The sequence below is a fragment of the Paenibacillus rhizovicinus genome, from assembly GCF_010365285.1.
In the GTDB taxonomy this organism is placed as follows: domain Bacteria; phylum Bacillota; class Bacilli; order Paenibacillales; family Paenibacillaceae; genus Paenibacillus_Z; species Paenibacillus_Z rhizovicinus.
In genome coordinates, this window is record NZ_CP048286.1 from 6,113,205 (window position 1) to 6,134,103 (window position 20,899).

Here is a 20,899-nt window from a genome sequence, read left to right on the forward strand (position 1 = left end):
TGAAGTCGGCAGCAGACGGTCTTCTGGACGGTATTGTAACTTTAGTATCCAAAATGGGGAGGAAATGTTCAATGACACATTATCGCCTGTTTCGCCGGGCAGCGCTCGCCGGGGCTTTGGCTCTGCCCATCTTGACGACCGGCTGCGGCTTGTTCTCGCAACCCGCCAGCGAAGCCATCGATCCGCCGCAGAACAGCACGCAGAATGTCAGCACGAATGTTGATCCGGGACAAGTCACGGCACAAGGGGATCAGTCCCAAATGACGCTGTACTTGCGGGACCGGAACGGTCTGCTCGCTCCGATTACGGTCTTGTCGACATTAGGACAAGATGAGCAGCCTGCTCAGAAAGCGCTCGAAATGATGGTCGACGGCAGTGCCTACGCCAATGAGATTCCGGACGGCTTCTCGGCGGTCTTGCCGAAAGGGACAACGATCAAACAGCTGAACATCATCCCGGACCAGAAACAAGCCGTCGTCGATTTCTCCAAAGAATTCGGTACCTATTCGGCAGCGGACGAGCGGAAGATCGTTGAAGCCGTGACGTGGACGCTGACAAGCCAGCCGGATATTACGAACGTGAAGCTCATGATGGAGGGCAAGGAATTGTCGCAAATGCCGGTCGACGCGATGCCGATCGACGAACCGTTGACGCGGGCAGTCGGCATTAACCTTGAAGCGGCGGACGGAGTCGACTACAGCGTTTCGACGCCGGTCACGATTTATTTCTCCGCGCTTTCGCCGGACAACGAGCAATATTACGTACCGGTCACGAGACTCGTGAACCGCAGCAACAACCGGGCCAAAACAGCCATCGAGCAGCTGATCAGCGGTCCGATCGGCGACCTTCCGCTCAAAGCGGTGATGACGTCGGACGTGGTCGTGAAGAACGTAACCAAAGCGAAGGACGTCGTCACGGTCGAGCTGCAGGACGACAGCTACCAGGCAGGCCAGAAAGAACCGGCCGAAATGCTGCAAGCCGTCGTGCTTTCGCTGACTGAGAATACCGGCCTCGGCAAAGTACAGATCAAGCTGAACGGCAAGTCGGATTTCGTGGATTCGAACAATCAAGCGTACAATGAGCCAGTCTCCCGCATGGAGCATATTAATGCTTTTAAATCCTAGAGCAACCCCGATCCGCCCCCGGCGAATGCGCGTATTCGCCTCCGGGGCGGATCTTTTTGCCGCGATTCGGGGCAAAGATGTTTTTCGGGTTCGCTTTTGGTAAAATAGGGTGGACCCATTGACAGGAGGACTACAGATATGAGATTCGACGGAAGACAGGCGGACGAGCTTCGCCCGGTCACGATTACGCTGCAACCCAACAAATACGCGGAAGGCTCCGTGCTCATCGAGTTCGGCGATACGAAAGTGCTCTGCACCGCTTCGATCGAAGAGCGGGTGCCGCCTTTTATGAAAGGGCAGGGCAAAGGCTGGATTAACGCGGAATACGCGATGCTGCCCCGCGCCACGCAAGTTCGCAATCAGCGGGAGTCCGCGAAAGGAAAGCTGACGGGCCGCACGATGGAAATCCAACGGCTGATCGGGCGTGCGCTTCGCTCGGTCGTCGATTTGCAGGCGCTCGGAGAGCGCACGGTCACGCTCGACTGCGACGTGCTCCAAGCGGACGGGGGAACCCGGACGACATCCATCACCGGCGCGTTCGTCGCGCTGGCGCTTGCCGTGGACAAGCTGAACCGCAATCATGCGTTCGCGAAATATCCGATTACCGATTTTCTCGCTTCGGTCAGCGTTGGCGTCATCGGCGAGCGAACGCTGCTGGATTTGAATTACGAAGAGGATTCCAAAGCGAAAGTCGATATGAACGTCGTCATGACGGGCGCGCGCAAGTTCGTTGAAGTGCAGGGAACCGGCGAAGAAGCGCCGTTCTCCCGGGAAGAGTTCAATTCGCTGCTCGCTTTCGCGGAAGAAGGCATCGCCAGCCTGATCGCCAAACAGCGCGACGTGCTGGGCGAGAAGGGCAGCCGAATCGGGCAGGCAACGGTATGAGGCGGGGAGAAACGGTTGTCGTAGCCACGAAGAATGCCGGCAAAGTGCGTGAATTCGCGCATGCGTTCGGCAAGCTCGGCATGGAAGTCGTCAGCATGTTCGACTACCCCGATCTGCCGGACGTCGTCGAGGACGGCGTCACTTTCGCCGAGAATGCGCGCAAGAAGGCGCGCGAAGTGGCGGAAGCGCTCGGCATGCCGGTGCTGGCCGACGATTCCGGCTTGGAAGTCGCTGCGCTCGGCGGCGATCCGGGCGTCTACTCTGCCCGGTATTCCGGCGAGGGCGCCACGGATGCGCGCAACAACGAGAAGCTGCTGCGGGAGCTTGCTCGCGTGTCGAACGGCGGCGAGTCGGCCGAACGGTTGTCCGACGGCACGAAGCTGCTCAGCGAGGCCCGGTTCGTCTGCACGCTGGCGCTTTACGATCCGGCAACGGGCACGTTCACGGAAAGCGAAGGTTACGTTTCCGGCTCCATCATGGAATCGCCGAGAGGCGAAAGCGGCTTCGGCTACGATCCGCTCTTCTGGGTGAACAGCGAAAGCAAAGGCATGGCGGAGATGACGAAGGAAGAGAAGCAGGCAATCGGCCACCGCGGCCGGGCGCTTGCCGACTTGCTGCAGAAGCTGGAAGTTTAAATGCATGAGAAAACCCCCGTTCGCAAGAAGGGGCATGGCGAGTTCGAGTTCTCGAACGATCGTCTGCCGCCTCGCTTTGCGGGCGGGGGTTTTTCTTGTTAACAGTTGCGGTTTATGGCCGGTTTACTTCCGATTCACTTCCGATTTACTGCCAGATTAATTCCTTTTTACTGCCAGTCAGATTGAATATAGGCCGCTGATTATCGAATACTGACTTGATAGTCGCGCAGCCACATATCCACTTGCAGCAGGTAGGCGAACAGCTGCGGGCCGGACATCAGCTGACCGAACCAAGGCAGGTTGGAGCTGGCCGCTTCGGATTCCGCCAGCTGGCGGATTTTCTTCACGTTGATGAGCGGGAGCAGCGGGGAAGTGCCTTCGTTGATCAATTCCAGCACCTGCGTGCGCACGGCATTCAGGTAGTTGGGGTTATGCGTCTTCGGATAAGGGCTTTTCTTGCGGTACAGGACGTCGTGCGGAAGAACGCCTTCCAGTCCTTTGCGCAGGATGCCTTTCTCCCGGTCGCCGGCCGTTTTGATTTCCCATGGAATGTTGTACACGTACTCGACCAGCCGATGGTCGCAGAAAGGAACCCGCACCTCGAGACCGGCGGCCATGCTCATCCGGTCTTTGCGGTCCAGCAGCGTCGGCATGAAGCGGGTAATATTGAGATACGACATTTGCCGCATTTTGCGCGTATTCTCGTCTTCGCCGGGGAGATGCGGAACCTCCGCGACGGCATCCAAGTAACGGTCGCCGATATATTCGAGCGGCCGAATCCAGGCGGCAACGTCCTGCGACAGCAGATCCGCCCGCATGCCGGCAGCCAGCGACCACGGGAACGTGCCGGCATTCAGCGCTTCCTCCCGGTGGAACCACGGATAACCGCCGAATATTTCGTCCGCCGCTTCTCCCGAGATCGCGACAGTTGCTTCCTTCTTGATTTCCCGGCAGAACAGCAGCAGCGACGAATCGACGTCGGCCATGCCGGGCATATCGCGAGCCGTCATCGCATCGTGAAGGGAGCTGACAAGTTCAGGCGTATCGAACACCATCGCATGATGGATGGTGCCGAGATGCGTCGTCATCCGTTGAATCCATGGCGCATCCGAATTCGGCTGGAATGCGTGGGATTTGAAATTCTTGTCGTTGTCGACGTAATCGACCGAGAACGTATGGACCGTTCCTTGTCCCGTCTCTTTGTAATAATTGACGGCCAGCGTCGTAAGCGCGCTGGAGTCGAGTCCGCCGGAGAGGAGCGTGCACAGCGGCACGTCGGAGACAAGCTGGCGCTCGACCGTGTCTTTCAGCAGAGCGCCTACGTTACGCGCCGTTTCATCGACGGTTTCCGTATGCGGCCGGCCTTCGAGCTTCCAATAATGCGATGCATGCACGCCCGAGCGGTTGACCACCGCGCATTGGCCGGGCAGCAGTTCCGTCAAATCGCGGTATACGCCGACGCCTGGCGTTCTCGCCGGCCCGACGATGAAGATTTCGGCCAAGCCTTCCGGCCCGACTTCCGGCTTGACGGCGGGATGCGCGAGCAGCGCTTTCGGCTCCGACCCGAAGATGAAGCGTCCTAGCTGCTTGGAGAAGAAGAACGGCTTGACGCCGAGCCGGTCGCGGGCGATGAACAGCTGCTCCTCGCGTGAATCCCATAGCGCGAAGGCGAAAATGCCGTTGAATTTCTCGACGCAGGACGGTCCCCACTCCATATATGCAACCAGCAGCACTTCGGTATCGCAAGTCGTCGTAAACCGCCGTCCGCGGCTTTCCAGCTCTCGCTTCAGCTCTGGCGCATTATAAAGCTCCCCGTTGTAAACGAGGACGTACGTATCGTCGTCGGATGTACGAATCATCGGCTGAGCTCCGTTTACGGGATCGATGACGGAGAGCCTGCGATGACCGAGCGCGCAATGCGGCGAGATCCAGGTACCGGAGGCATCCGGGCCGCGGTTTGCGAGCGTTCCGGTCATTTTCTCCAGAATGATGGATTGTTTCGTCAGGTCGGCGGTCCAATCAATCCAGCCCGTGAATCCACACATGGTCTCATTCCTTTCTTGCTGTAGGGTTAAAAACAGCGATACTAGAATGGTTATGCCGAGAAATTGGATAAAATGTCTGTCCGCAGGGGGATGCTAGAACCAGGATTATGCTTTCGAAGCAGTTTTGTTTTCCTTGCCGGCAGACCGGCTGCACGCTGCACTCACAAACCTTTTGGGAGGGAGTTTTCAATGATGGCCAATGAGCATGAGGCATCCAAAAATGATCGCAAACCGTATTACGTATCCGTTCAGGCCGGATCGATTCTGGAAGACCCGACGGTTGCCGCTTACGAGCTTGCCATAACCGCGAACGAAGAGGAATTGAACCGGCTTCAGGAGCTGTTCGAGGAGTATTCGTCGATGGATGAGAAGCAGATTACAGACTATTGGACGAATCCGATCATTGGCGCCGGCGTCGACAATGATCTTATATTGAACGCCGGCACGGACGGGCTGCTCGTCGACATCTACCGGCTGCTTTACGAGCTGGGCACCGAAGAAACGAAGCATCATGTGGCAACGATGGGACTGTTCAGGGAAGGGAGCTTGCAATGATCGTGACGGAAGCGCATGTAAGACGAGCCGCCGAGCGCAACGGACTGCACTGCGCGGAAGTCGAGGTGATGACAAGCGATACCGAGAACCAGGACCTGCTCGCGTATTTCGGTCCGTCGAAGGACAATGACTTCGATATGGTCGCGGTCGTTAACAACGACGCCCGAAGCGATGTCGATTGGTATGATAATAGTATGCATCAGGCGTACGCGGATGTTACCGATACGCTGTTCGATACGCCGACGATGAAGACGGACTGGGGCGAACGCGAATCGTTCAAGGAGCAGGTGCTCTCCTATCCCCGCGTCCGGGCCGATATCCGGCGATTAATGGATTGGTCCTGAGAAGAAATATTTTAGAGCGCGCTCCCGTTTCTTTCATCTCCGCTTCGAATATCCGTGATACAATGTGAGCACAGTTGACCAGAAGCTTGCGAATGACTCCGGAATGAAACGCGCTGTGCCGCCGCGAGGGCAGGGACAGCCGTTTCACCTTGTGCCGAAGAAGCGGGGGATGCGAATGGGAACGACGCTGCTGCGCAATGTAACGATCGTCACGATGAACCGGAAGGACGAGATTCTGACTGGGGATGTCCTGTTCAAGGATGATATGCTCGTAACCGTCGGAGGTCAGATTACGGAGTACGACGCGCGAACGACGACTGTCGTGGAGGCCAAAGGAAAGCTGCTGCTGCCCGGCTTCGTCCAAACGCATATCCACCTCTGCCAGACGCTGTTCCGCGGGCAAGCCGACGACATGGCGCTGATGGATTGGCTGCGGAACCGGATTTGGCCCTTGGAAGCGGCTCACGACGAGGAGTCTATCTATTATTCGGCCATGCTCGGCATCGGCGAATTGCTGCGGAGCGGAACGACGACGATTCTCGATATGGAGACGGTCAGCCATACGGATTTCGCGTTTCAAGCGATTGCGGCAAGCGGCATTCGGGCGATTTCCGGCAAAGTGATGATGGATGCCGGCGGCGACGTGCCGGCCGGCTTGCGGGAAGATACGGACCGCTCGCTCGCCGAGAGCACGGCGCTGCTCGAGAAGTGGCACGGCCATGACGGCGGCCGCATTCATTACGCGTACAGTCCGCGATTCGTCGTTTCCTGTTCGGAACGGCTGCTCAAGGAAGTACGCGATTTGTCGTTCAAGCACAAAGTGCTCGTGCATACGCACGCGGCAGAGAACCGGGAAGAGATCGGACTGGTCATGAGGCAGCGGGGGATGCGCAACATCGTCTATCTGGATCATATCGGACTGACGTCGCCAAGGCTCGTGCTTGCGCATTGCATCTGGCTGGACGACGAGGAAAGGGATATTCTCAAGCGGACCGGGACGCGGATGAGCCATTGCCCGGGCTCTAACCTGAAGCTGGCATCGGGCATCGCGCTCGTGCCGGAGATGCTGGAGCAGGGCATCGAGATGGGAATCGGGACGGACGGCGCATCCTGCAATAACAGCTTGGATATGTTCCAGGAAATGCGGCTGACCGCGCTCCTTCATAAATCCCGCTGCGGGCCGGAGTCGATGAATGCGCGGACCGTTCTCCGGATGGCGACGATCGGCGGCGCGCGAACGCTGGGACTGGATCATTTGGTCGGCAGCATCGAACCGGGCAAGAAAGCGGATTTGGTGATGCTGGACCTCGAGGATTTTCACGCATTCCCTTCTTACGGAGCAGATCCCTACTCGAGGGTCGTGTATGCGGCATCGCGAGGCAACGTGACGAACGTTTGGGTGGACGGCAAGCTTGTCGTGGAACGGGGCCGCGTGAGGACGGTCGACAAAAGAAACGTGCTTCGCGAGGCGGACCGTTCCATCTCGCGCATGCTGAAGCGGATTTGAAGGGTTCTGAATAGGATGGATCGTCCCGCTGCGAAATTCATTGCAGCTCGAAGACGTGCATGCCCGAAACTCGGGCATGCACGTCTTTGTCTTAGGTTGATTTGCGTTCCGCAAGCGAATTGAAGACAACTGGATCGAGAACGACTATCCGTTGACGATTTCGCCGCCGTTTACATGGAGCACTTGGCCGCTCACGTAAGAAGAGTCGTCGCACGCCAAGTAGACGTAGGACGGTGCCAGTTCCTCCGGCTGACCGGCGCGTTTCATCGGCGTGTCGGAGCCGAATTTGGCGACCTTGTCGGCGTCGAAGGTCGACGGGATGAGCGGCGTCCAGATCGGACCGGGAGCCACTGCGTTGACCCGGATGCCCTGCTCCGCAAGATTCATGGCAAGCGAGCGGGTAAACGCGACGATCGCGCCTTTCGTGGACGAGTAATCGAGTAGTGTCGGGCTTCCGTGATAAGCCGTGATCGACGCCGTATTAACGATGGCCGAGCCCGTTTTCAGATGCGGCATTGCCGCTTGCGTCAGATAGAACATGCCGAAAATATTCGTCTTGAACGTCCGCTCCAGCTGCTGAGGCGTAATTTGTTCCAGCTTGTCCTGCGGGTGCTGCTCCGCCGCGTTGTTGACGACAATGTCGAGGCCGCCGAGCTTATCGGTGATTTCCTTAACGGCACTCGTGCAAAACGCAGGATCGCCGATATCGCCGGCTATGGTCAAACATTTTCGGCCGAGTCCTTCGATCAGGCTTTTGATCTCTCCTGCATCGTCGTGCTCGTCCAGGTACATGATGGCCACGTCCGCCCCTTCTTTGGCGAATAGGAGGGAGACGGCTCGTCCGATGCCGCTGTCTCCGCCAGTGATGACGGCTACCTTGCCGTTCAGCTTGCCTGCCGCCTTATACGAGTCGGATTGGAACTGCGGCCTTGGATTCATGTCGCTTTCCAAGCCGGGCTGGCGATCCTGGTGCTGAGGGGGGAACGAAGACGGTCGATTGCTTTGCTGCTTGCCCATAATCAAGCTCACTCCTTCAAGATGAATAGTTTGAATCGTTTGCACGTGCAGAAAACGAGTTTCGTGCACCATTCGCGCTATTATTTTGCGGTAATCATTGTTAATTTAAACGTTGTTGCGATGCTGTAAACGCAAACGATCTTTTAGTCCCGTACGATGACGACCTTGTGCCTATTGAAATGCACCGGTTTCGTTTTTTGCTGCTTGTTAAAATAATCATTTTTGTTCTTAGAATGCTCGGTTTACATGTCAACTATTTTCGATTATCTTTGGTTATAGGACACGCAGATTTTAGCAGAAATAGAGAGTAGGGAAGAAGTATGGTTAAACGCCGGCCGGATGGCGAAAGTCTTGGTATTCGCTAGGCATGCCGTTGGTTTTTTTGTCGTGCTTCTCGAAACCTGCCGATTTAAGGTACGTTCCCTCAAGCAAATCGCACTGATCCGTTGGGCGGCAAACCCATGTGGACCATACAGAGATAGATAATAATTGGGTACATGATGAGAGCAAGCGACATCGGAGGGGTTCTGGTACATGAATTACATCTTGTTTATAGCCGGATCGGAATGCGAATATTTATCCATTTTCATCTTTATGTTCTCGCTTTTTCGATTCGAAATCAGGAAAGATCGAATCATTCGCATTATCATTCTTGCTTTTATTCTTTGCCAGGTATCCTATATCATTCGGAAGTTTCCCGAAATCGTCGACGTATCGTCGTATATCCAAATTTTATTCATGATTATCGCGCTTTGGGCGCTGTTTAGAGTTCCGCTCTATTATTCTTTTATAATGAACGGCGCGGGATTCATTGTCCCCTTTGCCATCCAGGTCGGGACGATCGGTCTGCTCTACTTGACCGGCACGCCTTTCAAAGCGATCGCCGACAGTCCGGTGCTGGTGACCGCGACGCAAATTTTGTCTGCGACGATCGTCATTGGATTGAGCCGCTGGATCGTCATCAAGAACGTCGGATTTGACTATGTCCCGGCGTCTCATCGCGTGTTTGTCGAAATGAATAAGAATAATGCGACGTTATTTGCGATCATCGCTTCGAGTCTGATTATCGCATTAATTTCAGGAGTTGCCTTGCGCGGAAATTTAGAAGCATATATAGTAGTAGCAGGGACAATTTTCCTATTATCGATTCCGTTTTTTATCTATTTCAGCCGTCGAAAGGATATAGAGGATGCTCAATAGACTCGCACTCGCCTTGCATAAGCGAATGGTCGCGATTGGCGTCGAAAACGCACCTTCGGTTCCGGTGATTACTTATGCGTTCGAGATCCTGACCAACACGTTTTCCGCTGCATTCGCAGGCTTGATCATCGGCGCCATTACCGGGGAGTTCCTTCATACGTTATATGGGCTGCTTGTCCTAGTTGTCATCAGGTATATATCAGGCGGCTATCATTTGAAATCCAGCCTATGGTGCGTAGCCGCTTCCACGTTCGTCGTGGCGGCAATCCCCCATGTTCCGGTTCATTCCGCCTCAATCCCTTACCTCACGGGCTTTTCGGTCATCATGATGCTTATCTTTGCTCCAGCGAACTATGACAAATACGCGACGATCCCTAAACGGTATTATCCTTTGCTTAAAGTGCTTGCCGCGGCCTTGGTCGCTACTAATTTTATTTTTAGTTCTGAAATCATGACCGTCGTGTTTGCGGTTCAATCCGTACTTCTCTTATTCAAAGAAGGAGGTGAAGAACAATGAAAAAAGCAGCCTATCGTTTTCTTGGACTAGCTTTGACTGGTGTTGCGGCTATGTTCGTATTAACTGGCTCTTATCTTATTTTTCATAAGCCGCAGATTCCGGCCGAGCTCAGAAAGTAGGTGTAGAGCATGCAATTACTGCTTGTAAAACGCCACAGCAAGAAGGACTTCGAGATCGTTAGTGTAGACAGCAAGGAAATTCTCTTCATGAATTCCTACAATGGTCAGATTAATTACCAGCTTAGGGATGGTACGATTTTGAATCCGCCTTCAACGTTTGAAGAACATGAACGCGTGTTGCTTTCGGAGAATTTCGCGAAGTCCGACCGCTGCTATGTGGTGAATATGGACAACGTGGAATTCTATGACGAGCAACGGCTGCGATTGTTCTTTGATCCAGAACCGGTCGATAAAGTGGCGCCTAGCGCTCCGGTTTCTTTATCTCGGGCCGATGTTGTTGCAGGCGTTCGAACGGCAAGTGCAGACGGAAACAATCAGACCAAGTTAAAGGCAATTAAGATCTGGCCATGAGCTTTCCTCACGGAAAGCTTTTTTATTTGTCCGTTTTTTCTAGCTAATTCATTGGGATTCCATTCGTTTGTGGAAACGGCCGGCAAAACAAAAAAAGCCCCGAATCCTCGATATACAAGGAATTCGGAGCTTTATGGCTTCAATAAATGAATGTCTGGAAAAATGGCGTCCCAGGAGGGATTCGAACCCCCGACAACACGCTTAGAAGGCGTGTGCTCTATCCAACTGAGCTACTGGGACAACAGGAAATATCATATCATGGGATTTTCGATAATGCAACCCATTAAATGCATTTTTTTATTTTTATTAACGGGGACAGCGTGGCCTGCCCGAAATCTATCAAAATAGCGGCAGGGACGTTTCAAAAAAAACAGCTTCGGCCAAAATGGAAATGAACGGCAGGGAGTGTTATAATCGTACTCTATCCGAACAACAGGCCGAAGAGCGGTGCGGCAAACAAGGCGGTGATTCTATTACGACGTCCAATTCATCTCATGATGACAATAGAGAGAACGTTTATTTATTCCCCAGCATGCTCGATCAATATCAAAATCAATTAACGAGGCTGCTGGAATCGGAGCAATACGGGGAAGCGAAGGAACTGTTACGGTTTCTGCTTCATTGCCAAGGTGAAGAAAAGCGGCATTACGAGGAATGGAGCAATTTATTGACGTGGCTCGATGTTGCCTTTCCTTCTTCCGATAACGCGGGAAGAGAACACGCATCCGCCCCCTACATAGAAGACGAGAACGAAGATTCGCTGCGCGAACAGGCTCTTAACCCTGCAGAATACGATGAGGACTATGTTCAGCAGGTGCTGTATATCATGCAGCATCATCCCGTCGCGGACCAGCAGCTGCTGGCGCTGGAGCGAGCGGCTTATTTGACGCATCCTGGCGTCGATGAAGTGATCCTCTCATGGCTGACGGGCAAAGACCTGCATCCCGAACTGCAATTCAAAGCGCTCCAATGCTTGAAGAAGCGGGGCGTAACCGGGACGGTCGAGCTGGAACGGCTTGGCGAGCTAGTCGAGCTTGAAGTCGAGGCGACGCCTCTGTCCATGGAAGAATTTCCGCCGGTGGTAGCGAAAGTCGTGGAACGGGTTGAGTCCGTGACGGAGGTGATCGAAGCGTCCCTGCCGCATTTTGCACGGGAGTTATGGAAAGAATGTTTGCAGTGCATTTATGGCACTACGGCGTATTTCAGGCTGCAGAACGACGACGACGAGACGGTCGACTGCTATTCCGGGGCGCTCCATCAAGTGCTGGAACTATCGCTTTACGGCCGCGTGAATGACGACGATATCCGCGAAACATACGGGATTACGGATGCCCTGCGCTTCCGATATGAGCAGGCCTGCCGCTCGCTTCGGCAAATCGTGCAATTTCGATTAGAGGATAACGGGGGCAAGTCTTGATATTCGGCCGAAAGTTGAGTATAATAGAATGGTTTATTACGGGTAAGATCTGACGCAGAAGCGTTATTTAATTTGGAGGGGAAAGCATAACATGACAGCAACTTGGGAAAAAATAGACAAGAATCTTGTCTCGATCAGCGTTGAGGTTGAAGCTGGACAAGTAAACGAGGCAATCGACAAAGCATTCAAGAAGGTCGTTCAGAAAGTAAACGTTCCAGGATTCCGTAAAGGCAAAGTACCGCGGAGCATTTTCGAAGCTCGTTTCGGCATCGAAAGCCTGTACCAAGACGCAATCGACATCCTGCTTCCTGATTCCTACTCGGCAGCGCTGCAAGAGACTGGCGTATTCCCTGTCGACCGTCCGGAAATCGACGTTCAACAATTCGCTAAAGGCCAAGTGTGCAAATACACGGCTAAAGTAACGGTTAAACCGGAAGTTGAGCTTGGCGAATACAAAGGCCTTGAAGTACCTTCCGCGGACGCAGAAGTTACGGATGAAGAAGTTGCGGCTGAGCTTAACCGCCTGCAACAGCGCCATGCTGAACTGACTGTCCTTGAAGAAGGCGCGGCAGAAAGCGGCGACATCACTGTCATCGATTTCGACGGCTACGTAGACGGCGAAGCGTTCGAAGGCGGCAAGAGCGAGCGTCATTCCCTGGAACTCGGTTCCGGTTCGTTCATCCCGGGCTTCGAAGAGCAAGTCGTTGGCATGGCAACAGGCGACTTCAAAGACATCGAAGTTACATTCCCTGAGACTTACCATGCCGAGCACCTGGCAGGCAAACTTGCCGTGTTCAAAGTGAAGCTGCATGAAATCAAACGCAAAAACCTTCCGGCGCTTGACGACGAGTTCGCGAAAGACGTTAGCGAATTCGATACGCTCGAAGAGTACAAGCAGGACCTGAAATCGAAATTGGCTGACCGCAAATCGAAAGAAAACGAATCCGCTCGCGAAGCGGCTGTAGTTGAGAAAGCTGCTGAAGCGGCTGTCATCGATATTCCGGAAGCCATGATCGATTCCGAAACTTCGTTCATGCTGCGCGATTTCGAGAACCGTCTGAAAATGCAAGGCATGAACCTTGAACTGTACTTCCAATTCTCCGGCCAAGACGAAGCGGCGCTTCGCGGTCAAATGCGCGGGGATGCCGAGAAGCGCGTTCGCAACAACCTTGTTCTTGAGCAAATCGCGAAGAACGAAGGCATTGTCGTGAACGACGAGGATCTGAACGAAGAGCTCGAGAACCTGTCCAAACAATACAGCCGTTCCGCTGAAGAGCTTCGCACGATTTTCGAAAGCAACGGCAACCTTGACAACATCAAGGAAGACCTCGTGCTTCGTAAAACAATCAAGTTCCTTCTTGACAACAGCAAAGAAGTTTCCGTTGTTGCTTAATCGTTAAACTTAATTAAAATGAATCTATGGATAAGGCACGTGAATCACGTGCCTTATTTTATCCTCATCGTGTTTATTCGGGGTCTGGGGAGTTGGGGCATACGTCCTGCGTCGTTGCGAAAACGGCGGTTTCCAGTTTTTCTTGCACGATGAAGAAGCAAACGCGTACATATGTCAATACCCGTATCGTATAATGTAGTATTCAGAAAAATGACATTGCATTCGGAACATGTTAGAATAAGTTGTGATTTACAAGTCGATAACGAAAGAAGGTTGGTCGCATGAATCTGGTACCTATGGTCGTTGAGCAAACGAATCGGGGAGAGCGTTCTTACGATATCTACTCCCGTCTTTTGAAGGATCGGATAATTTTTCTAGGAAGTGCGATCGACGACGATGTTGCTAATGCCGTCATCGCTCAGCTGCTTTTCCTAGCCGCCGATGATCCGGAGAAAGACATTCATCTGTACATTAACTCACCGGGCGGTTCCGTAACTGCAGGAATGGGTATTTTTGATACGATGCAGTTCATTAAGCCGGACGTTTCCACGATTTGCGTCGGTTTGGCTGCAAGCATGGGTTCCCTGCTGCTTACGGCAGGTGCCAAAGGCAAGCGTTTCGCGCTGCCGAACAGCGAAGTCATGATCCATCAGCCGCTTGGCGGCGTACGCGGGCAAGCTTCCGATATCGCGATCCATGCAGACTGGATCTTGAAGACGAAGAAGAAGCTGAATCAAATTTTGTCCGACCGTACGGGTCAGCCTTATGAACGTATCGACCGCGATACGGACCGCGACAATTTCATGAGTGCCGAAGAAGCATTGAACTACGGCCTGATTGATAAAGTCGTTACGTCTCTCTAGTCCCTATAAAGACAGGCGAACCAACAAGAAGGGGTGAAAACTCATGTTTAAATTCAACGACGAGAAGGGCCAATTGAAATGCTCGTTCTGCGGCAAGTCGCAGGATCAAGTGCGCAAACTTGTTGCCGGACCGGGCGTTTATATATGCGATGAATGTATCGAGCTGTGCACGGAAATCGTCGAAGAGGAGCTCGGGCACGAAGAAGAGCTCGATCTGAAAGACATTCCGAAGCCGCGCGATATCCGCAATATTTTGGATCAGTACGTCATTGGCCAAGAACAAGCGAAGAAGTCGCTTTCCGTAGCGGTTTACAACCACTACAAGCGCGTGAATTCGCAGAACAAACTGGAAGACGTCGAGCTCCAGAAGAGCAATATCTTGCTCGTGGGACCGACGGGCTCCGGTAAAACGCTGCTTGCGCAAACGATGGCTAAGATTCTGAATGTTCCATTCGCAATCGCGGATGCTACCTCGCTCACCGAAGCGGGTTACGTCGGCGAAGACGTCGAGAACATTTTGCTGAAGCTGATTCAAGCGGCAGATTACGATGTGGAGAAAGCCGAACGCGGCATCATCTACATCGATGAAATCGATAAAGTGGCTCGTAAATCCGAGAACCCGTCGATTACACGCGACGTGTCCGGTGAAGGCGTGCAGCAAGCGCTCTTGAAGATCCTTGAAGGCACAGTCGCTTCCGTACCTCCGCAAGGCGGACGCAAGCATCCCCATCAAGAATTCATCCAAATCGATACGACGAACATTCTGTTCATTTGCGGCGGAGCGTTCGACGGTTTGGAGCAGCTTATCAAACGCCGGATCGGCAAGAAGGTTATAGGCTTCAACGCAGCGGGCGATGGCCAGAAGGACCTGAAAGCAGGCGAATACCTGTCGATGGTGCTGCCTGAAGATTTGCTCAAATTCGGGCTTATCCCTGAATTCGTAGGCCGTCTGCCAGTCATCTCCACGCTGGAGCCGCTTGACGAGAGCGCGCTTGTCCGTATCCTGTCCGAGCCGAAGAACGCGCTCGTGAAGCAGTATCAGAAACTGCTGGAGATGGATAACGTGAAGCTTGAATTCGAAACGGCTGCGCTCGAAGCGATTGCGAAAGAAGCAATCAAGCGGAACACGGGTGCGCGGGGTCTGCGTGCAATCATCGAGGGCTTGATGCTCGACGTGATGTACGAGGTTCCGTCGCGTGACGATGTGAGCAGCTGCCTCATTACGGAGAAGGTCGTTCAAGACCGGATCATGCCGGATCTTGTTTCCAAAAAGGGCAAGAAGAAGGAAGAAAGCGCCTGATCCACTAAATAACACCTCAAATGTTTCCACCTCTGCTGCCGCTGCTTCCTATTTTGCGGCTTGCAGGGGTGGACTTTGACGTTCATGGGAGAGGTTATATCATGTATTTGCGCAAGGATACGGTACCCGTTAAAGTCGGCCCTCTGACGATCGGCGGCAGCGACGAGGTTATCATTCAAAGCATGTGCACGACCAAGACGGCAGACGTGGAAGCGACTGTCGCCGAAATATTGCGTCTTGAAGAGGCGGGCTGCCAGATCGTCCGCGTGACAGTGAACAACAAGGAAGCGGCGGAAGCCATCAAAGAAATCAAGAAACGCATTCATATACCGCTTGTCGCGGACATTCATTTCGATTACCGCCTTGCTCTTGCGGCCATAGAGAACGGCGTTGATAAAGTCCGGATCAATCCGGGCAATATCGGTCGCCGCGAGAAGGTCGAAGCGGTCGTTAAAGCGTGCAAGGAGCATAACATTCCAATCCGCATCGGCGTTAACGCCGGATCGCTGGAGAACCATCTGCTCGAGAAGTACGGCTATCCGACGCCCGAAGCGATGGTGGAGAGTGCGTTGTTCCACATCGGCATTCTGGAGGAGCTGGACTTCCACGATATTATCGTTTCGCTTAAAGCTTCCGACGTTCCGATGGCCATCGAAGCGTACCGTATGGCTGCGGAAGTTATCCGTTATCCGCTTCACCTTGGCATTACAGAGGCAGGAACGCTGCACACGGGCACGATTAAGAGCTCGGCTGGCATCGGCGCTTTGCTGGCTATGGGTATCGGAAACACGGTCAGAATCAGCCTGAGCGCCGATCCGGTAGAGGAAGTCAAAGTTGCGCGCGAGCTATTGAAAACATTCGGTCTCATTACGAACGCAGCGACGCTTGTGTCCTGTCCGACTTGCGGCCGATTGGATATCGATCTCTTCTCGATCGCGAACGAAGTCGAGGACTACATCAGCAAGATCAAGGTGCCCATCAAAGTTTCGGTACTGGGCTGCGCGGTTAACGGCCCGGGCGAAGCGCGCGAAGCGGATATCGGCATTGCCGGCGCTCGCGGGGAAGGCATGCTGTTCCGCTACGGGGAAATGATTCGCAAAGTTCCGGAAGCGGAGCTGTTGTCCGAGCTGAAGAAGGAAATCGACGAAATCGTGCGCGTCTTCGAGGAGACCGGCGAAATTCCAGGGCGCAAGCATCAGCCAGGCGCTCCTGCGACCGCATAGGCAGCTCTTTCAAACTTTAGATAGGGACACTTAACGAAATGACGATGTAATTTCATTAAGTTCCTGCATAGCGCGATTATTCCATCCGGCCGGGGGCAATACTGAACAGTATACGCCCTGTATAGGCCGGATTTTTTTAAGTTCGGGAAGAGCGGCCGAGGCTGTCTTTTCCGTGACGAGAGGAGTAATCGCATATGAGTTTGAGTGTGATACTGATGTTTATTCAAGTGTTTTTTGCGATCGTGATCGGTCTCTATTTCTGGAATTTGCTGCGCAATCAGAAGACGAACCGGACGGCCGTCGACCGGGAGTCCCGTAAGGAAATGGATAAGCTGCGCAAGCTGCGCTCCGTCTCTCTTACGAAGCCGTTATCGGAGAAGACGCGCCCGCAGACGATCAACGACATCGTCGGTCAAAGGGATGGCCTCCGCGCGCTTAAGGCCGCGCTGTGCAGCGCTAATCCGCAGCATGTCATCATATACGGCCCGCCAGGCGTAGGCAAGACGGCTGCCGCCCGCGTCGTGCTGGAAGAAGCGAAGAAGAACCCGACGTCACCGTTTCTGGTCGATGCGAAGTTTACCGAGATCGATGCGACGACTGCGCGTTTTGACGAGCGCGGCATTGCGGATCCGTTAATCGGCTCCGTCCATGACCCCATTTATCAAGGCGCCGGCGCGATGGGCGTGGCGGGTATTCCGCAGCCGAAACCGGGCGCGGTGACGAAAGCGCATGGCGGCATGCTATTTATTGACGAAATTGGTGAATTGCATCCCATCCAGATGAATAAATTGTTAAAGGTGCTGGAAGACCGCAAGGTGTACCTGGAGAGCGCATATTACAATTCGGAAGACAACAACATTCCGATGTACATTCACGATATTTTTCAAAATGGGCTTCCTGCGGATTTCAGGCTCGTTGGCGCGACGACGCGTTCGCCGCAAGAATTGCCGCCGGCACTCCGTTCGCGCTGCATGGAGATCTACTTCCGGCCGCTGCTTCCGGATGAAATATCGCAAATCGCCGTGAACGCGCTGAAAAAAATCGGTCTGCCTCCGTCGCAAGAAGCGATCGACGTGATTACGCGTTATGCTACGAACGGCCGCGAAGCGGTCAACGTCATTCAGCTTGCCGCCGGGCTGGCGCTTTCGGAGAAGCGTGACAGCATTACGGCCGCGGACGTAGAGTGGGTCGTAAACAGCAGTCAAATCCCGCCTCGTCCGGATCGTAAAGTTCCTGTGGCGCCTCAAGTAGGTTTCGTAAACGGCCTTGCGGTTTATGGTCCTAATATGGGGACGCTGCTTGAAATCGAAGTGAGCGCCATCGGCGCGCGTCCGGGGAAAGGTGTCTACACCATCACCGGTGTCGTAGACGAGGAGGAACTCGGTGGAGGCAGCAGCCGGACGCTCCGGCGCAAAAGCATGGCGAAGGGTTCGATCGAGAACGTGCTGACCGTGCTGCGGAGAATGGGCATGAAACCGGAAAATTACGATTTGCACATTAATTTCCCGGGCGGTACGCCGATTGACGGTCCTTCCGCAGGCATTGCCATGGCGACAGCGATCGCTTCTGCGATCAAAGGCGAGCCGATCAGCAACAAGCTGGCTATGACCGGCGAAATGGGCATTCACGGGAATGTCAAACCGGTCGGCGGCGTGCTGGCCAAGGTGGAAGCCGCTTTCCAAGCGGGTGCGGATACCGTTATTATCCCGCGCGAGAACTGGCAGGCGATTTTTGCCGATCTGCAAGGCGTTCAGGTTATTCCGGTTGACCATGTGGAAGAAGTATTCCGTCATGTATTCGGTGCGGAATATATGGATGCGCCTGCCTCGGCACCCGTTCAAGCGGCGGACGTTTTTATCGCTTCGAGCCTGCCCTATTTGCAGGCGGATTCCGTTGAGTGATAAAATGGAGAAAGGCTTTAAGACTTAAGGCCGGGGTTTTCGGTCACGATAGGGTGAACAGGAAACTTCAACGACGGAGGTGCTGGAATGGGACCTGCTAAATGGAAAGGTCGTCGATTGCCCCTGCTGCCCTTAAGGGGGCTTCTTGTATACCCAAGCATGGTGCTGCATTTGGATGTCGGCCGCGATAAATCCGTGCGTGCGCTGGACCGCGCCATGCTGGACGATCATATGATCTTGCTTTGTTCGCAGTCGGAAGTGAATATCGAAGAACCGTCGCAGGAAGATATTTTCCGTGTCGGAACAGTGGCAAGAGTCAGACAGATGCTGAAACTGCCCAACGGTACCATTCGCGTCCTCGTAGAAGGCGTCGTTCGCGCCGAGATTGTGGATTACTTGCCGAACGACGAATTTTACGAAGTCTCGATCAAGGAACTGCCGGAGTCCGAAACGACGGACCCCGAGATCGATGCGCTCATGCGGACCGTATTGAATCAGTTCGAGCATTACATCAATTTGTCGAAAAAAGTGACTCCGGAGACGCTCGCGGCCGTATCCGATATTGACGAGCCCGGGCGGCTCGCGGACGTCATCTCGAGCCATCTGTCGCTCAAAATCAAGGATAAGCAGGATATCCTGGAAACGATCGATGTTCGGGAACGTCTCGAGCGGCTGCTCGATATCCTGAACAACGAGCGTGAAGTGCTGGAGCTCGAGCGCAAGATCAGCCAGCGCGTCAAGAAGCAGATGGAGAAGACGCAGAAGGAATATTATTTGCGCGAGCAAATGAAAGCCATTCAAAAAGAGCTCGGAGAGAAAGAAGGACGAGCAGGCGAGGTGGAGGAGCTTCGCAGCCAAATGGCCGAATCCGGCATTCCGGAGAAGGTCAGGGAGAAGGTCGAGAAAGAAATCGACCGTCTGGAGAAGATGCCCTCCACATCTGCTGAAGGCGGCGTCATCCGCAATTATATCGATTGGTTACTTTCCCTTCCTTGGCAAAATCAAACCGAGGACGACTTGGACGTCAATAAGGCCGAAGACGTTTTGAACGAGGATCATTACGGTCTCGAGAAGCCCAAGGAACGGGTGCTCGAATATTTGGCCGTCCAACAGCTCGTGAAGAAGCTGAAAGGACCGATCCTCTGCTTGGTCGGACCTCCGGGCGTCGGTAAAACGTCCATGGCCCGTTCGATTGCCAAGTCGCTCGGCCGCCAGTTCGTTCGCATTTCGCTCGGCGGCGTGCGCGACGAAGCGGAGATTCGCGGTCACCGCCGGACGTACGTCGGCGCGATGCCGGGCCGAATCATTCAAGGCATGAAGACGGCAGGATCGCTTAATCCGGTATTCCTGCTGGATGAGATCGACAAGATGGCGATGGATTTCCGCGGCGATCCGGCTTCAGCCTTGTTGGAAGTGCTCGATCCCGAACAGAACAATACGTTCAGCGATCACTTTATCGAGGTCCCGTTCGACCTGTCGAAGGTCATGTTCATTACGACGGCGAATGCGATCCATAACATTCCGCGTCCGCTGCTGGACCGGATGGAAGTGCTCTACATTCCCGGCTATACGGAATTAGAGAAGCTTCAAATCGCTTCGCGCTATCTGCTGCCGAAACAGAAGCGGGAACATGGACTTCAGGATGAGCAAATGCAAATGGCCGAAGGCAGTCTGCTGCAGGTCATTCGGGAATATACCCGCGAATCCGGTGTCCGCAACCTCGAGCAGCAAATCGCAGCGATTTGCCGGAAGGCGGCGCGAGCGATCGTCACCATCGAGGGGACGGAATCGATCGAGGTCGATTCGGCCAAGTTGAAAGAATGGCTCGGACCGGCTAAGTTCCGCTACGGCACGGCCGAAGTCGAGAATCAAGTCGGCGCCGTCACGGGCCTTGCCTGGACGGAAGTTGGCGGCGACACGCTCGTCATCGAAGTAACGGTACTGCCGGGCAGCGGCAAGCTGACGTTGACGGGCCAACTGGGCGACGTGATGAAAGAATCCGCACAGGCCGCTTTCAGTTACACGCGTTCGCGGGCGATCGAGCTCGGCATCGACCCGCAGTTCCATGAGAAGAACGATATTCATATCCATATTCCCGAAGGCGCGATCCCGAAAGACGGACCTTCCGCGGGCATTACGATGGCAACGGCGCTCATTTCGGCGCTGACCAACCGGTACGTGAACAAGGAAGTCGCGATGACCGGCGAAATCACGCTGCGCGGCCGGGTACTGCCGATCGGCGGTCTGAAGGAGAAATCGCTCGCCGCACACCGGGCAGGCATCAAGAAGGTGCTGCTTCCGAAAGACAACGAGCGTGATCTGCGCGACATTCCGGACAGCGTAAAAGCCGATTTGGAATTCGTGCCGGTCGGTACGATGGACGAAGTGCTCCAGCATGCATTGGCTGGCACTGAAGCGCCGGCGCCGGTAGAGACGCATTAGA

Annotated in this window: 19 protein-coding genes and 1 tRNA gene; 17 read left to right on the forward strand and 3 right to left on the reverse strand. The window is 54.1% G+C overall.

Annotated elements, in window-relative coordinates; all coding sequences use genetic code 11:
- Positions 1–71 precede the first annotated feature (71 nt).
- The 3 genes from GZH47_RS27255 (at position 72) to rdgB (ending at position 2,644) form a co-directional block, all read left to right on the forward strand.
- Complete coding sequence (locus tag GZH47_RS27255) at positions 72–1,124, forward strand: GerMN domain-containing protein (RefSeq protein WP_162644122.1); 1,053 nt, start codon at positions 72–74, stop codon at positions 1,122–1,124.
- Positions 1,125–1,262: 138 nt separating this feature from the next.
- Positions 1,263–2,009, forward strand: a complete 747-nt coding sequence (rph, locus tag GZH47_RS27260) for a ribonuclease PH (protein ID WP_162644123.1) — start codon at positions 1,263–1,265, stop codon at positions 2,007–2,009.
- On the forward strand, positions 2,006–2,644 hold the full coding sequence (rdgB, locus tag GZH47_RS27265) for an RdgB/HAM1 family non-canonical purine NTP pyrophosphatase (protein WP_162644124.1): 639 nt from the start codon (positions 2,006–2,008) through the stop codon (positions 2,642–2,644). The genes rph and rdgB overlap by 4 nt, the downstream gene beginning before the upstream one ends.
- A 200-nt stretch (positions 2,645–2,844) precedes the next feature.
- Here the strand turns inward: rdgB and asnB are convergent, their stop codons facing one another.
- The gene (asnB, locus tag GZH47_RS27270; protein ID WP_162644125.1) at positions 2,845–4,689 is read right to left on the reverse strand and encodes an asparagine synthase (glutamine-hydrolyzing); all 1,845 of its coding nucleotides are present in this window, start codon (positions 4,687–4,689) and stop codon (positions 2,845–2,847) included.
- A 189-nt stretch (positions 4,690–4,878) separates the two neighbouring features.
- On the opposite strand from asnB, the gene GZH47_RS27275 reads away from it, so the two are divergent.
- The 3 genes from GZH47_RS27275 (at position 4,879) to GZH47_RS27285 (ending at position 7,095) form a co-directional block, all read left to right on the forward strand.
- Positions 4,879–5,244, forward strand: coding sequence for a hypothetical protein (locus GZH47_RS27275; RefSeq protein WP_225446240.1), 366 nt, complete (start codon positions 4,879–4,881; stop codon positions 5,242–5,244).
- Entirely contained in the window at positions 5,241–5,588 is a 348-nt protein-coding gene (locus GZH47_RS27280) for a hypothetical protein (protein ID WP_162644126.1), read from the forward strand. Before GZH47_RS27275 ends, GZH47_RS27280 begins: the two co-directional genes overlap by 4 nt.
- A gap of 175 nt (positions 5,589–5,763) precedes the next feature.
- A complete protein-coding gene (locus GZH47_RS27285) occupies positions 5,764–7,095 on the forward strand; it encodes a 5'-deoxyadenosine deaminase (RefSeq protein WP_162645469.1) in 1,332 nt (443 codons plus the stop codon).
- A gap of 144 nt (positions 7,096–7,239) precedes the next feature.
- Here GZH47_RS27285 and GZH47_RS27290 read toward each other — a convergent pair whose 3' ends face one another.
- Positions 7,240–8,112, reverse strand: a complete 873-nt coding sequence (locus GZH47_RS27290) for an SDR family oxidoreductase (RefSeq protein ID WP_162644127.1) — start codon at positions 8,110–8,112, stop codon at positions 7,240–7,242.
- 738 nt (positions 8,113–8,850) lie between these two features.
- On the opposite strand from GZH47_RS27290, the gene GZH47_RS27295 reads away from it, so the two are divergent.
- Genes GZH47_RS27295 through GZH47_RS27310 form a run of 4 tightly spaced genes read left to right on the forward strand, consistent with a single transcriptional unit; the run spans position 8,851 to position 10,359 of the window.
- Positions 8,851–9,312 (forward strand): hypothetical protein, encoded by a 462-nt coding sequence (locus tag GZH47_RS27295; protein WP_162644128.1) that lies wholly within the window; start codon positions 8,851–8,853, stop codon positions 9,310–9,312.
- A gap of 25 nt (positions 9,313–9,337) precedes the next feature.
- Positions 9,338–9,829 carry an accessory gene regulator B family protein gene (locus tag GZH47_RS27300; protein WP_162644129.1) on the forward strand — a complete coding sequence of 164 codons (492 nt, stop codon included), beginning with the start codon at positions 9,338–9,340 and terminating at the stop codon, positions 9,827–9,829.
- Positions 9,826–9,948, forward strand: a complete 123-nt coding sequence (locus tag GZH47_RS27305; RefSeq protein ID WP_162644130.1) for an AgrD family cyclic lactone autoinducer peptide — start codon at positions 9,826–9,828, stop codon at positions 9,946–9,948. Before GZH47_RS27300 ends, GZH47_RS27305 begins: the two co-directional genes overlap by 4 nt.
- A 9-nt stretch (positions 9,949–9,957) precedes the next feature.
- Complete coding sequence (locus GZH47_RS27310; protein WP_162644131.1) at positions 9,958–10,359, forward strand: LytTR family transcriptional regulator DNA-binding domain-containing protein; 402 nt, start codon at positions 9,958–9,960, stop codon at positions 10,357–10,359.
- A gap of 163 nt (positions 10,360–10,522) precedes the next feature.
- On the opposite strand, the gene GZH47_RS27315 is transcribed toward GZH47_RS27310, so the two are convergent.
- A tRNA-Arg gene (locus GZH47_RS27315) sits at positions 10,523–10,599 on the reverse strand.
- A gap of 145 nt (positions 10,600–10,744) precedes the next feature.
- Here GZH47_RS27315 and GZH47_RS27320 point away from each other — a divergent pair.
- From GZH47_RS27320 to lon, 7 genes are all read left to right on the forward strand, one after another.
- On the forward strand, positions 10,745–11,776 hold the full coding sequence (locus tag GZH47_RS27320; RefSeq protein WP_225446241.1) for a hypothetical protein: 1,032 nt from the start codon (positions 10,745–10,747) through the stop codon (positions 11,774–11,776).
- A gap of 91 nt (positions 11,777–11,867) precedes the next feature.
- Positions 11,868–13,169: a trigger factor gene (tig, locus tag GZH47_RS27325; protein ID WP_162644132.1), complete on the forward strand. Its 1,302-nt coding sequence runs from the start codon at positions 11,868–11,870 to the stop codon at positions 13,167–13,169.
- Positions 13,170–13,450: 281 nt separating this feature from the next.
- The gene (gene clpP / locus GZH47_RS27330; RefSeq protein WP_161744682.1) at positions 13,451–14,032 is read left to right on the forward strand and encodes an ATP-dependent Clp endopeptidase proteolytic subunit ClpP; all 582 of its coding nucleotides are present in this window, start codon (positions 13,451–13,453) and stop codon (positions 14,030–14,032) included.
- Positions 14,033–14,075: 43 nt separating this feature from the next.
- Positions 14,076–15,332, forward strand: a complete 1,257-nt coding sequence (gene clpX / locus GZH47_RS27335; RefSeq protein ID WP_162644133.1) for an ATP-dependent protease ATP-binding subunit ClpX — start codon at positions 14,076–14,078, stop codon at positions 15,330–15,332.
- A gap of 101 nt (positions 15,333–15,433) precedes the next feature.
- Positions 15,434–16,555, forward strand: coding sequence for a flavodoxin-dependent (E)-4-hydroxy-3-methylbut-2-enyl-diphosphate synthase (gene ispG / locus GZH47_RS27340; RefSeq protein ID WP_162644134.1), 1,122 nt, complete (start codon positions 15,434–15,436; stop codon positions 16,553–16,555).
- 194 nt (positions 16,556–16,749) lie between these two features.
- Positions 16,750–18,456: an ATP-dependent protease LonB gene (gene lonB, locus GZH47_RS27345; protein WP_162644135.1), complete on the forward strand. Its 1,707-nt coding sequence runs from the start codon at positions 16,750–16,752 to the stop codon at positions 18,454–18,456.
- An 87-nt stretch (positions 18,457–18,543) separates the two neighbouring features.
- Positions 18,544–20,898 carry an endopeptidase La gene (gene lon / locus GZH47_RS27350; protein ID WP_162644136.1) on the forward strand — a complete coding sequence of 785 codons (2,355 nt, stop codon included), beginning with the start codon at positions 18,544–18,546 and terminating at the stop codon, positions 20,896–20,898.
- The last annotated feature ends 1 nt before the right edge of the window (position 20,899 follow it).

What these genes read in the sequence shown, in the direction of transcription:
- GZH47_RS27310 (WP_162644131.1), top strand. Translation starts at nt 9,958, where the DNA reads ATGCAATTACTGCTTGTAAAACGCCACAGCAAGAAGGACTTCGAGATC.
- clpP (WP_161744682.1), top strand. Translation starts at nt 13,451, where the DNA reads ATGAATCTGGTACCTATGGTCGTTGAGCAAACGAATCGGGGAGAGCGT.
- GZH47_RS27275 (WP_225446240.1), top strand. Translation starts at nt 4,879, where the DNA reads ATGATGGCCAATGAGCATGAGGCATCCAAAAATGATCGCAAACCGTAT.
- asnB (WP_162644125.1), bottom strand. Translation starts at nt 4,689, where the DNA reads ATGTGTGGATTCACGGGCTGGATTGATTGGACCGCCGACCTGACGAAA.
- clpX (WP_162644133.1), top strand. Translation starts at nt 14,076, where the DNA reads ATGTTTAAATTCAACGACGAGAAGGGCCAATTGAAATGCTCGTTCTGC.
- GZH47_RS27290 (WP_162644127.1), bottom strand. Translation starts at nt 8,112, where the DNA reads ATGGGCAAGCAGCAAAGCAATCGACCGTCTTCGTTCCCCCCTCAGCAC.
- rdgB (WP_162644124.1), top strand. Translation starts at nt 2,006, where the DNA reads ATGAGGCGGGGAGAAACGGTTGTCGTAGCCACGAAGAATGCCGGCAAA.
- GZH47_RS27280 (WP_162644126.1), top strand. Translation starts at nt 5,241, where the DNA reads ATGATCGTGACGGAAGCGCATGTAAGACGAGCCGCCGAGCGCAACGGA.
- tig (WP_162644132.1), top strand. Translation starts at nt 11,868, where the DNA reads ATGACAGCAACTTGGGAAAAAATAGACAAGAATCTTGTCTCGATCAGC.
- lonB (WP_162644135.1), top strand. Translation starts at nt 16,750, where the DNA reads ATGAGTTTGAGTGTGATACTGATGTTTATTCAAGTGTTTTTTGCGATC.
- GZH47_RS27295 (WP_162644128.1), top strand. Translation starts at nt 8,851, where the DNA reads ATGATTATCGCGCTTTGGGCGCTGTTTAGAGTTCCGCTCTATTATTCT.
- ispG (WP_162644134.1), top strand. Translation starts at nt 15,434, where the DNA reads ATGTATTTGCGCAAGGATACGGTACCCGTTAAAGTCGGCCCTCTGACG.
- rph (WP_162644123.1), top strand. Translation starts at nt 1,263, where the DNA reads ATGAGATTCGACGGAAGACAGGCGGACGAGCTTCGCCCGGTCACGATT.
- GZH47_RS27255 (WP_162644122.1), top strand. Translation starts at nt 72, where the DNA reads ATGACACATTATCGCCTGTTTCGCCGGGCAGCGCTCGCCGGGGCTTTG.
- GZH47_RS27320 (WP_225446241.1), top strand. Translation starts at nt 10,745, where the DNA reads ATGGAAATGAACGGCAGGGAGTGTTATAATCGTACTCTATCCGAACAA.
- GZH47_RS27305 (WP_162644130.1), top strand. Translation starts at nt 9,826, where the DNA reads ATGAAAAAAGCAGCCTATCGTTTTCTTGGACTAGCTTTGACTGGTGTT.
- lon (WP_162644136.1), top strand. Translation starts at nt 18,544, where the DNA reads ATGGGACCTGCTAAATGGAAAGGTCGTCGATTGCCCCTGCTGCCCTTA.
- GZH47_RS27300 (WP_162644129.1), top strand. Translation starts at nt 9,338, where the DNA reads ATGGTCGCGATTGGCGTCGAAAACGCACCTTCGGTTCCGGTGATTACT.
- GZH47_RS27285 (WP_162645469.1), top strand. Translation starts at nt 5,764, where the DNA reads ATGGGAACGACGCTGCTGCGCAATGTAACGATCGTCACGATGAACCGG.